General features: G+C 68.5%; 12 protein-coding genes and 1 tRNA gene. 2 read left to right on the plus strand and 11 right to left on the minus strand.

Features of this window, described 5'->3' with window-relative positions; translation table 11 throughout:
* Both GU920_RS00005 and bchO read left to right on the plus strand, forming a co-directional pair.
* Positions 1-798: VWA domain-containing protein (locus tag GU920_RS00005; protein WP_161764722.1), on the plus strand; the 798-nt coding region annotated here is incomplete at its 5' end.
* The gene (gene bchO / locus GU920_RS00010; RefSeq protein ID WP_328799217.1) at positions 791-1,669 is read left to right on the plus strand and encodes an alpha/beta fold hydrolase BchO; all 879 of its coding nucleotides are present in this window, start codon (positions 791-793) and stop codon (positions 1,667-1,669) included. The genes GU920_RS00005 and bchO, both read left to right, overlap by 8 nt.
* Positions 1,670-1,680: 11 nt before the next feature.
* On the opposite strand, the gene GU920_RS00015 is transcribed toward bchO, so the two are convergent.
* The 11 genes from GU920_RS00015 to GU920_RS00065 all read right to left on the minus strand — a co-directional run bounded on the left by GU920_RS00015 (position 1,681) and on the right by GU920_RS00065 (position 10,879).
* Positions 1,681-2,235, minus strand: coding sequence for a helix-turn-helix domain-containing protein (locus tag GU920_RS00015; RefSeq protein ID WP_161764724.1), 555 nt, complete (start codon positions 2,233-2,235; stop codon positions 1,681-1,683).
* 41 nt (positions 2,236-2,276) lie between these two features.
* Positions 2,277-3,710: a protein adenylyltransferase SelO gene (locus tag GU920_RS00020; protein ID WP_161764726.1), complete on the minus strand. Its 1,434-nt coding sequence runs from the start codon at positions 3,708-3,710 to the stop codon at positions 2,277-2,279.
* A 93-nt stretch (positions 3,711-3,803) separates the two neighbouring features.
* Positions 3,804-4,316, minus strand: coding sequence for a molybdopterin-dependent oxidoreductase (locus GU920_RS00025; RefSeq protein ID WP_161764727.1), 513 nt, complete (start codon positions 4,314-4,316; stop codon positions 3,804-3,806).
* Positions 4,317-4,453: 137 nt separating this feature from the next.
* Positions 4,454-5,536: a hypothetical protein gene (locus GU920_RS00030; protein ID WP_161764729.1), complete on the minus strand. Its 1,083-nt coding sequence runs from the start codon at positions 5,534-5,536 to the stop codon at positions 4,454-4,456.
* Positions 5,533-6,351, minus strand: coding sequence for a glycosyltransferase (locus GU920_RS00035; protein ID WP_161764731.1), 819 nt, complete (start codon positions 6,349-6,351; stop codon positions 5,533-5,535). The genes GU920_RS00030 and GU920_RS00035 overlap by 4 nt, the downstream gene beginning before the upstream one ends.
* 287 nt (positions 6,352-6,638) lie before the next feature.
* Positions 6,639-6,730, minus strand: a tRNA-OTHER gene (locus GU920_RS00040).
* 551 nt (positions 6,731-7,281) lie between these two features.
* Positions 7,282-7,731, minus strand: coding sequence for a hypothetical protein (locus tag GU920_RS00045; protein WP_235932965.1), 450 nt, complete (start codon positions 7,729-7,731; stop codon positions 7,282-7,284).
* A complete protein-coding gene (locus GU920_RS00050; protein WP_201743938.1) occupies positions 7,728-8,435 on the minus strand; it encodes a lysozyme in 708 nt (235 codons plus the stop codon). The genes GU920_RS00045 and GU920_RS00050 overlap by 4 nt, the downstream gene beginning before the upstream one ends.
* A gap of 31 nt (positions 8,436-8,466) precedes the next feature.
* On the minus strand, positions 8,467-8,817 hold the full coding sequence (locus GU920_RS00055; protein ID WP_161764736.1) for a hypothetical protein: 351 nt from the start codon (positions 8,815-8,817) through the stop codon (positions 8,467-8,469).
* On the minus strand, positions 8,814-9,254 hold the full coding sequence (locus GU920_RS00060; protein ID WP_161764738.1) for a hypothetical protein: 441 nt from the start codon (positions 9,252-9,254) through the stop codon (positions 8,814-8,816). The genes GU920_RS00055 and GU920_RS00060 overlap by 4 nt, the downstream gene beginning before the upstream one ends.
* Positions 9,254-10,879 carry a hypothetical protein gene (locus tag GU920_RS00065; protein ID WP_161764740.1) on the minus strand — a complete coding sequence of 542 codons (1,626 nt, stop codon included), beginning with the start codon at positions 10,877-10,879 and terminating at the stop codon, positions 9,254-9,256. Before GU920_RS00065 ends, GU920_RS00060 begins: the two co-directional genes overlap by 1 nt.

Consider the following 10,879-nt stretch of genomic DNA (forward strand, 5'->3'; position numbering starts at 1 on the left):
GCCGCCCGCGCCGCGCCTTCCTCTGCCGGACCGGGCGCCGCACATGGGGGCAACCGGCGCGGCCGCCCCCTGCCCGCCCGCCCCGGCCGCCTGTCGCCCGGCGCGCGGCTTGATCTTGTGGCCACCCTGCGCGCCGCCGCCCCGTGGCAGCCGCTGCGCCGCCGCCAGACCGCGCGCCCCGATGCCGTCCTTCTGGTGCGCGCCTCCGACATCCGCCTGCGCCGCTTTCGCGAAACCTCCGACCGGGTGCTGATCTTCGCCGTCGATGCCTCAGGCTCTGCCGCCTTTGCACGGCTGGCCGAGGCGAAGGGCGCGGTGGAACTGCTGCTGGCACAGGCCTATGCCCGGCGCGATCACGTGGCGCTTCTCACCTTCAAGGGCGACCGGGCCGAACTGATCCTGCCCCCCACCCGATCGCTGGTGCAGACCAAGCGCCGCCTCGCGGGCGTGCCGGGCGGTGGCGGCACGCCGCTGGCCTCGGCCCTGCATCTGGCGCTGGCCACGGCGGCACAGGCCCGCAGGCGCGGCCTGACCCCCACGATCGCGCTTCTGACCGACGGGCGCGGCAATATCGCGCTGGACGGCACGCCCGACCGGCCCCGCGCGGAAGACGAGGCGCAGACGCTGGCCCGCCAGATCCGCGCCACCGGCACGCCCGCGCTGGTGATCGACGTGGCCAACCGCCCGCAACCTGCGCTGCGCGATCTCGCCCTGATGATGGATGCCCCCTACCTCGCCCTGCCGCGCGCCGATGCCCACCGCCTGTCGGCGGCCCTGGGCCAGGCGCTGGATGGCTGAGATGGATTTCGCCCAGATGCCCCCCGACTGGCCCCACCGCGACCGCGCCCGCCGCATCGCCAGCCGCCCGCATGACTGGTGCGTGATCGACGCAGGCGCCGGGCCTGTCCTGTTGCTGCTGCACGGTGCGGGCGGATCGGGGCACAGCTTCCGCACGCTGATCCCGCTCCTCACCCCGCATTACCGCGTCATCGTCCCCGACCTGCCCGGTCAGGGCTTCACGCGGTCCGGGGCGCGCAGCCGCTATGGCATCGACCCGATGGCCGAGGATCTGGCGGAACTGTGCCGCACCCTCGACATCGCCCCCGCCGCGGTGATCGGCCATTCCGCGGGCGGCGCGCTGGCGCTGCGTCTGGCCGAGATCCTGCCCCTGCGCGCCATCGTGGGGCTGAACGCGGCGCTCGGGGCCTTTGACGGGGCGGCGGGCGTGCTGTTCCCGCTGCTGGCCAAGGTGCTGTCCGTCACGCCCTTCATCCCGCATGTGGTGGCCCGGCTCTGGGGCAATGCCGCCACCGTGCAGCGCCTTCTTGTCACCACCGGCTCGCCTCTGGCCGAGGATGGCGTGGCGCAATACATCGCGCTGGTGAAGGATCCCGCCCATGTCGATGCCACGCTGGGCATGATGGCCCAATGGCGGCTGGAAGAGGTGATGCCCCGCCTCATGACGCTGCCCCTGCCCGTCCTCTTGATCGCCTCGACCGGCGACCGCGCCGTTCCCGCCCGCATCTCGCGCGAGGCGGCGGCGCAACTGCCCGATGGCAGCTATGCCGAAATCCCCGCGCGCGGGCATCTGATGCACGAAGAAGCGGCAGAGGATGTGGCCGCCCTGCTTCTGCCCTGGCTGGCGGCGGAGCTGTCCGGCACGGCCTAGCCAGCCCCGCCCTAACTTCCCTGCACAATCAGGATCGCCCGCGCCGCCCCCCGGGCGCGGATCTCATGCGGGCGGTCGGCGGCATAGCGCGCCGTGTCCCCCGCCCCCAGCGCCTCGGCCTCCTCGCCTGACCGCACCGTGACCTCGCCCTCGATCACCGTCAGATGTTCGCGGCAACCCGCGCTATGCGCCTCGGACACCAGCGCCGCGCCTTCGGCAAAGACCAGATCATAGACCTCATGCTCCCCCACCGCCTCGGCGGGCGACAGGATGCGGATGCGCACGCCGGGGCTGCGCGCGATCACCGGTGCTGCGCCCGCGCGCGTGACCTCGATCCCCGGCGCGGGGCGCCCCTCCAGAAGGCCTGCGAAATCCACCTGCAATGCCTGCGTCAGGTTCCACAGCGTGGCCACGGTGGGCGAACTTTCGCCGCGCTCGATCTGGCTGACCATCGAGCGTGACACCCCCGACAGCTTCGCCACCGCATCCAGCGACAGGCCGCGCGCCTTGCGCGCGTCGCGCAGGGATGCGGCAAGCCGGTCATGGATGTCGGAACGCGCGGTCATGGGCGCATCGTGGCGCGCAGGCGCGCCAAGGTCAACGCGCCTCAGGTGCCGCAATAGGTGACATGGCGGCCAAATCCCTGCGGCGCGGGCAGCATATAGGCCTCGCGTTCTACGAAAGGCTCCGACACCGCCGCCACCAGCGCCTCGAACGGGGCCAGATCGCCCGCCGTCGCCGCCGCCAGCGCCTCTTCCACCTTGTGGTTGCGCGCGATCACCGCCGGATTGGCCGCGCGAATCCGCGCCGCCGCATCTGGGGCCAGCCGCGCCTGCCAGCGCGGCAGCCACGCCCGCAAACCGCCTGCATCAGCAAAAAGCGGCGCCAGCCCGCCCGCATCGCCCCCCACCGCGCCCGCCAGCCGCCGGAAGGTCAGCGTCCAGTCCGCTCCCTGCCCCTCCATCGCCGCCAGCAGATCATCGGCCAGCGCGCCATCGCCCGCCTCGGCCCCCGCCAGCCCCAGCTTGGCCCGCATCACCGCCACCCATTCCGCGCGGTAGCGCCCCGCGATCCCTTCCAGCGCCACATTCGCCCGGTCCACTGCCCGGTCCTGATCGGCATCGAACAGGGGCAGCAGCGCCTCGGCCAGCCGCGCGAGGTTCCAGCCAAGGATCAGCGGCTGGTTCGCATAGGCATAGCGCCCGCCATGGTCGATCGACGAAAACACGGTCCCTGGCGCATAGCCCTCCATAAACGCGCAGGGGCCGTAGTCGATGGTTTCCCCCGACAGGGCCATGTTGTCGGTGTTCATCACCCCATGGATGAACCCCACCCCCATCCACTGCGCGATCAGCCGCGCCTGCGCACCGATGACCTGATCGAACAGCGCCAGATAGGGATTATCCGCCCCCGCCGCATCGGGGTAGTGGCGCGCGATGGTGTAATCGGCCAGCCTGCGCACCTGCGCCTGATCCCCCCGCGCGGCAAAGAACTGGAAGGTGCCCACGCGGATATGGCTCGCCGCCACCCGCGCCAGCACCGCGCCGGGCAACTCCACCTCGCGCAGCACGGGCGCGCCCGTGGCCACCACGGCCAGCGCCCGCGTCGTCGGGATGCCCAGCGCCGCCATCGCCTCGCCCATCACATACTCGCGCAGCATCGGCCCCACCGCCGCCTTGCCGTCGCCGCGCCGCGAAAAGGGGGTCCGCCCCGATCCCTTCAACTGGATATCCCAGCGCCGCCCGGCAGGATCCAGCACCTCGCCCAAAAGCAGCGCCCGCCCGTCGCCCAGCTGGGGCGAGAACCCGCCGAACTGATGCCCGGCATAGGCCTGCGCCACGGGCTCAGCTCCCTCGGGCAGGCGGTTACCGGAAAACATTTCGGCCGCCTCCTCCCGCAAGGCCGCCGCATCCAGACCCAGCCCCTCGGCCAGCCGCGAATTGAAAGCCAGAAGCCGGGGCGCAGGCGCAGGCGCAGGGCTCGCCGAAAGATAGGTGCCGGGCAGATCGCGCACCCAGGAATTGTCGAAAGCGATGGTCATGTCATCCTCTCGCCCGCGCCAAAGGCGGGCCGATGTCGCCAATCGCGACACCCTTCGATATGGCCCTCCCCGGCCCGGACGGCAAGCCGCGCCCTAGCGGATCTCCATCTCCTTCACCTGCCAGATGGAGCGGGCATAGATCACCTCGGACTGGAAATCACGATGGCTGTCATAGGGATAGATCACCCAGAGTGGCCCCTTCTCACGCACCGACAGATGCGATCCGTTCCGGGCAAAGGCCAGAATCGGCCCGCCCTCCACCGCATCCTTCAACGGGATCTCCACCGTGTATTCATTCAGCGCGGTCGCCGCGATCACCTCGCCCTCGGCGCCCAGCACCTCGACCAGCCGTGCCAGCGGCACGCCACGAAAGACCTGCGGTCCATGCGTCCAGATGGTGGTGGTATGAATCTCGACCGTTCCCAAAGCCTCGAGCATAGCCAGATCGAAATGCGCCCCGTCAGCGCTGTTGGCCTGCGTGATCGCACCGGTCACCGTCAGGACGACGGGACCCTCCGGCAGGGGCAGCGGATCGGCCTGGGCGATCTGCGCCAGAACCAGGGCCGAAAGGCCCGTCAGCAACCATCGCAACCCCAAGACTGCCATCGCATATCCTCCATCGCGGAATCGGATATGCCACAAAATGGCGCAACCGGGGATGTTTTCTGCACCCCCGCCCCGGCACCGCCGCAGCCGACGGCACAAAGATGCCGTCGCCACCTAGGACGGCAGCCATACCCCGATCAGCCCGGCGCCGGGGCCGGTGCGGCGTGCCGCGCGATCAGGCGGCGGATCTGCGCCTCCTCGGCGCGGGTCAGCACATCCTGGCCCGTCGCGGGTGTCCAGCGATCCTCGGCCAGCCCGTCGGTCCCGGTGGCGAAACGCGCGGCAAGCGTGGCCCGCTCGGCACCGACCGTCGCCGTAATCCGGGCGTGCAGGGCGGCATCCACATGCAGATCCGCCCGGTCAAACCCTGCCCGCGCCGCCCATTTCGGCCCGTTCACCATACGGGCCAGATGCGGGCGCAGGCGGCGGAACGCTTCCGTCGATACCTGCCGCCGCGCCGACACCGCCGCCGCCAGCAGTAGGTTCGACACCCGCGTGTTCTGCGCTGGCGGCACCTCCAGCACATCCACCCCAAGCGTGCGGCAGATATCCCCGATCAGCCCGCCCTCCCCGATATCCATCCGCTCGATGGATTTCAGCACCACCGCATTGTCGGGAAAATGCCGCGCGATCTGATCGGCATGTCCCCGCAGGGAATAGAGCGGAAAGCCCTTCAGCGCCTCAAAGGCCGCGACGAAGGCCGCAAGATTAGTGGCCGCCGGATCGTCGCCCGCTCCCTGGAAGAACCGCCCCGCGTTGATCTTGAACAGCCCGCCCATCACGAATTGCGCATAGCACGAGGCCACAAAATCATGCACGTTGCGGAAATAGGCCAGCACCCGCACCTGATCCGCCCCGAAGACGCGGTTCAACTCCGCCACCAGCGCCGCCCCGTTGCCCAAGGGCAGCGCATTGGCGAAATCCTCGCAGGACAGCAAGATGCGGTCGCATCCCGCTGCCTCGCTCGCGATGGCCGCCACCAGCGCGGGCAGGTCGGCCGGCGCCATGCGGGCCATGGGTTCATGGCTGCGATAGCCGCCCGTGCTGCGGCCGGTCGCGGGATAGCACAGGCCCTGCGCGCGGTATTGCTCCGCATGGGCGGCGAAGTAGCGCTGCACCGTCGTCGATCCGCATTTCGGCAGGCCGACATGCACCCAGACCTTGGCCCCCGTCCGCACGCGCCCACCCCCCCCGCGCCCCATCGCCCCGCGCCCCGTCATGCCTGCCCGCCCCCGACCGGCAGACCGAACAGCGCCATCACCTCTTTCGTCACCGGCAGCACCGGCCCCTCGCGGCGCTCCAGCCGGTTCATCACATTGTCCTGCCCCACCACCTGCAACCACATCGGCTGCAGCGTGTGGAGGTCGCGACTGTCGGCCACCTCGTGGATCTTGCCATGCGCCCGCGAAAACACCGTCTGCAACGGACGGTCGCCCGGTTCCAAGAGGGCAAGAAACGGGTTCTGCTGCCACACCGCCGGGCACCAGCTTTTGCCCGACAGCTTGGCCCCGAAGGAAAAGCACAACGCCATGCCCGGGCGATCCGCGCCGATCTCACCCGCCTCGATGGCCGCCCGCGCCGACACCTGCATGTTATAGAAGTAATGCACGTTCAGCGCGTCATCACAGTCCAGCCGCACCGTCATCACATGCGCCGCAGGCCCGCGCGCCGCATGTTCGGCCCGCACCGCATCGGCCAGCTTGCGCCCCCCGCCCGTCAGGAAAACCGGCTTGATGAACGGATGGGGCGCGCAGGCGGCAAGGATCTCTTCCACCTCGTCGGTCCGTTCGCCGAACCCGATCAGCCAGACGAAATCCCGCCGCGACTGCGCCAGAACCGATGGCAGGCAATAGCGCAGGAAAGCATCCCGCTTCGACCGCAGCCAATCGCCAAAGTCGATCCCCTCTTCCGCCAGCCGCGCCCGGTATTCGGGGATCGGCACGTTGAAACGCGTGAACATATAGGTCGCCACAGGCGGCGCGTCGGGGTCGATCTCGCGCACCGGGGCGCGCACGACATTGCGGATCAACAGCATCCGCCGCCCCCCGCGCGCCGCTGCCGCCAAACCGTTGAGGATACTGAAATTCCCGCCTGCCCTGCGCCCCTGCCGGACCCGTCACACACCATCACACTCGTCCCAAAACCGCAGCACAGAAGCAAAGCCGCCGCCCCGCGGGGCGTCACACTTCGTGATTGGTAGACAAGCCCCCGCAGCGCGTCAACCCGGCCCGCCGCATCCGGCCAAAGTCGCAGGCCCCACCCGCCACGGCGGCCCGCCCTGCGCGCCCCTGGGGGCGGACCAGTGATGTTTTCTCGTGATGCTGGTCGGGGCGATAGGATTCGAACCTACGACCTACGGTACCCAAAGCCGCTACGAATCATTGAAAGAAAAGCCTTTTTCTGCAAACGCCCCGAAAAACGGCACTAACAAAAACAATGGGTTAGTCAGCAGTTGCAAACCAGAAGATCGGGCTTTTCCACAGTTCGACCCACAACCCGGGTAGAATGTCAACACCCTGTTGCAGGAAAATCGTCAAGCGAAAAATCGCCCGTAACCCCCCAACATTTATGTTGAACAGGGTCCGCCGCCGCGACAGGTTGTGATGGTACCCGACGGGTACAGGCTATGGTGATGAGTAAGGGCAAGCCGAAGTGATCACCTCCGGCTTGCCGTAGGAAACAGGAACGCGCGATCCGCGCTCATCTCTCCCGATAGTGTGCACAAGGTGGCACGGGGGGAAGAAGGCCGTCAAGACGGCCAGCGGGTCGCGCCTCAACATGAAAGGAACTGTTGATGGTGAGGCACACCCTTCCGCCTCCACCGCCCGGATACAAGTACATCTTCCGCCCTTGGCGAACATGTGCGGTCACAGGGCAGAGGCTTCACGCCAGCGCGTACGGAAAGCGCGCGTGGCCTATTCTGGTGCCAGCCTAAGAACAGCGGGGGCGGCGCTGACCGCCCCCGCTACCGACACACCCTTTCCACATACGCCTGCAGCCCGATCAGCTGGCGGGCGTAGCCGTCAGCCCGCTCTGCCACCTCGACAAGCTGCGCCGCGCACTCCCCAAGGAATCCGGCTGCGACGGCGGGCGCATCAGCGCCGGGGGCGGCGGCGGCAGTTGCAGCGCCACCGGCACTGACAATGGCGCGCTGCAGGCGCACAAGATCGGCAGCAGCCCCAGCAGCAGCAGCCCGCAATTCCGCTTCCCGTTCATCCGCATCCCTCGCCACCTGATCCACCGCCTGCACCAGCGCCCGCTCCCGCGCCCGCGCGCTGGCCACCTCTGCCGCCCGCTCGGCCGCCACGCGGGCCTCGACCCGCGCCGCACCCTGCGACCAGCCCCATCCATATGCCCCGGCCAGCATCGCCAGCGCAGCGACCAGCGGCACCGCACCGCCGCGCAGGCGCATCACCCGCCCAGCCCTTGCAAGCACAGCGCCCGCTCCGCATTGCGCCGGTTCACCAGCCCGCGCACGACACGCCCCCCGGCCTTGTTCCACATCAGCAGCGCATCGCAGGCCCCGCGCAGATCGCCCGCCAGCGCGCGGCGCGACATGCTCGATCGGCAGAACCCGGCAGACCCGATGTTATACGCGGCAGAGATGAACGCCGCCCGCGTCTCGGCTGGCAACACCGCAGGCAGGCAAGGCCGGATCGCCCGCTCGAACTCCGCCACGCCGCGCGCCAGCATCGTCTGGCATTCCTCCAGCGTGGCCACATCGCCCATCTGCACCCCGCGCGTCTCGCCGTAACAGATCGTCGGCACCCCCACGATGTCGCGATAGGCGCGCAGCTCCACACCCTCCCACGGCGCGATGATCGCTACCGCTGCAGCCAGCGCCGCGCCAAGGCCCGCCACCCCGGCCACCCGGCGCGAAACCGCCCCGTCGTCATCGCCAAGGAACGCCCGCAAGGATCTCTGCACCACCAGCCGCGCAACCATGGCCGCCACCGTCACCAGCCCCGCCAGCGCAGCGAACACGCCTGGCGGCAGGCCGATCAGATCGGGCGAAACGAAGGCAAGAAACACCTCCACCGCCGAAAGCACCACCGCCACAAACATCAGCCGCATCGACCATGCGCGTGTCATCACCGCCCGCCACCCGCGAACCCACATCACCTGCACCCCTTTCACTGTAGAAACACCCTTAGCGCGTGGGACCGCCCCCGCCGTGCCGGATCGCCCAGATCGTGCCAACGATCACGCCAAGCGCGGCCAGTACCTGCGCGCCACGCACGATCCAGCGCGTGGCCTGATCCCCCACCTCAAAGGCGATGGCGACCGCAGCCACACGATCCACCAGCGCCTTCTCATTGCCCGGCTGCGGCACCATCAGCGCCTGATAAAGCCGGTCGATCTTCTGGCTATCCTCATGCCGCAAGGCCTGCGCATCTGCCGCTTGCCGTGCCTGCGCATCCACTGTTTCGACCAACGCCGCGATCTCCGCCCGCATCGCCTCGAACTCCGCCCGCGTCACCGCCCCCTTGCGTTCGGTCATTCGGGCCACTCGATCACCGGCAGGCCCGCGATCACATCCGCTACCGCAGGCGGCGGGACCGCCGTTTCCTGCATGGCATAGGCGGCCAGCCACACGGCATCGCGCCACGCCACAAAGGCCTGCGCCTCCGCCGCCCAGGCTGGCACCGTCGATGCCACATAGGATGCCAGATGCGCCGCGCCGTTATAGCCCTTTGCCTGCGCGGTCGCCTCGACATGGGCATCTATCGCGGCAGCGCAGATCGCCTGAAAGGTTGCAGGATCGTAGGTCCACCCTTCACCCGCCCAGACCATGCGCCCATCCGGCGGCGGCACATCGACCTCGACCGCGCCCTCGGGCGGCGTGGCCCCGTCACCGAAAGCGCCGATGAACCGGCCTTGGGTATCCACGAAGAACTGCGTATTGACGAAGCCCCCGATCACTCGATCATCCTCCATCAGCGCGCCCTCACGATGTACTGCCAGTTGGCCGCGTTCAGCGTCAAAGACCCCCCGGAATTGTTAAGCGCGGTGACGGATGCCCCGGTTCGCACCATGATCGCAGTTTGGTTCCAGGACACTGCCGCGCCGGCCACGATGTCCACTTCATCCCCAACAGCATAGGGCGACTGCGCCGTGATGCATCGGGCCACCAGCTTCACCTCTGACGGCGCACGCGGCAGCCCATGGAGTAGGGTCAGAAGCGACGCAGACGTGATGGCCTGCGGCGCGCTCAGATAGCGCCAGAACATTTCGGCGGCGTATACCCACGGCAGCCACCCGCCCGCGCTCAACTGCCGCGCCGCGCCGCGCTGGGGAATGACCAGATCGCCAATTATTACCGGGGCAGCCACCACGCGCTGCATGACACTTCGGATCGGGCTGCCGGGGAAAACATCTGTCACCGTGCGCACCGGCTCATAGCCGGTGCGATTCAAGCCCGCCTCCATCTGCAGCGCCTTGATGCGGAAGGTCACATCGATCACATCGCCCGCATCGCATTGAAAACGGATAAAGGTCCGCACCGCGTCCCGCCCGCTGCCGATGGTCATCGAAACCGACGAAAGTTCATCCGAACTGCCCGCGATAATCGGGCCAAGGTTTGTCCCGGTGCTGCTGCCACCCGTCCGCTGGTTCAAGGCCACGCGCAAGCCGCGCCCCGCAGACAAAGACCCCGCAATCCGCCGTGCGATGAAACCCGCCGCGAACTGCGCGCCTTCGGCAGTGGCCTGCTGCGACTGCATGACGTTGTAGATACCGTCATGCACCCCTGTCGCAGTCCCCTGCAGCCGGTAATCCGCGTAAGGCAGGCCATCGCCATCGACCCCCGTTGCGACCTTTGTCGCGGTCAGGCCATTCTGGACAACGGGCGTTGGCCAGGGCGTTGAATTACCGACATCCGCAGAACCCATGGCAAGGTTCTTGTAAGCGGCAGTCGGGATCACTTCGACCAGATCAGGCGGGCCAACCAGCGGCGGGCCATTGGTAAAGCCCGTCGCAAGAGTATAAACCCGCTCTTTCGCAGGCAGGCCGATGCAGGTCAGCGTGTCCAGATTGCCAGAAAACAGGCCCGCGAATTCGCGCGCGGCAAAGCCGATGGCCTGCGCATTCGCGGCGCTGGCCATGGCGATGATGGAAGCATCGGTCGCCTGCGTGGCAAAACTCTGCGCCAAGTTCGCCTGCACGGTCGCCTGCGCCAGATAGGCCAGCATGGTCGCCAAGGCGTCACCCTGCAACGGCACATACTGCCCGCCGTTGATCACCTGCATGGGCGTCAAGGGCTGCGGTGACGCCCAGATCACCGCCGATCCCAACGCCGCGGTCTCACGCCGCCCATGCTCGGGGTTCCACCATGTCAGCGTCACCCGATAGGCCAGCGGCAGGACCACGCCATCCTGCTCATTCAACGCACTGGCCCACAGCAGCCCGTCCATCTGCCCGGTGCTGTCCAGCGAGAAGATATCCGGCCCTGGCGCGACGATCCGCCCATCTTCCCGCCCCGGTGCGACCAGCAGCCACTCGACCCGCGCATTCGGCGGGACCGTGTTGTCAGGCATCAGGATTTGCCCGGTGATCCGGGTCAT

The organism is Paragemmobacter ruber (genome assembly GCF_009908315.1).
GTDB lineage: Bacteria > Pseudomonadota > Alphaproteobacteria > Rhodobacterales > Rhodobacteraceae > Paragemmobacter > Paragemmobacter ruber.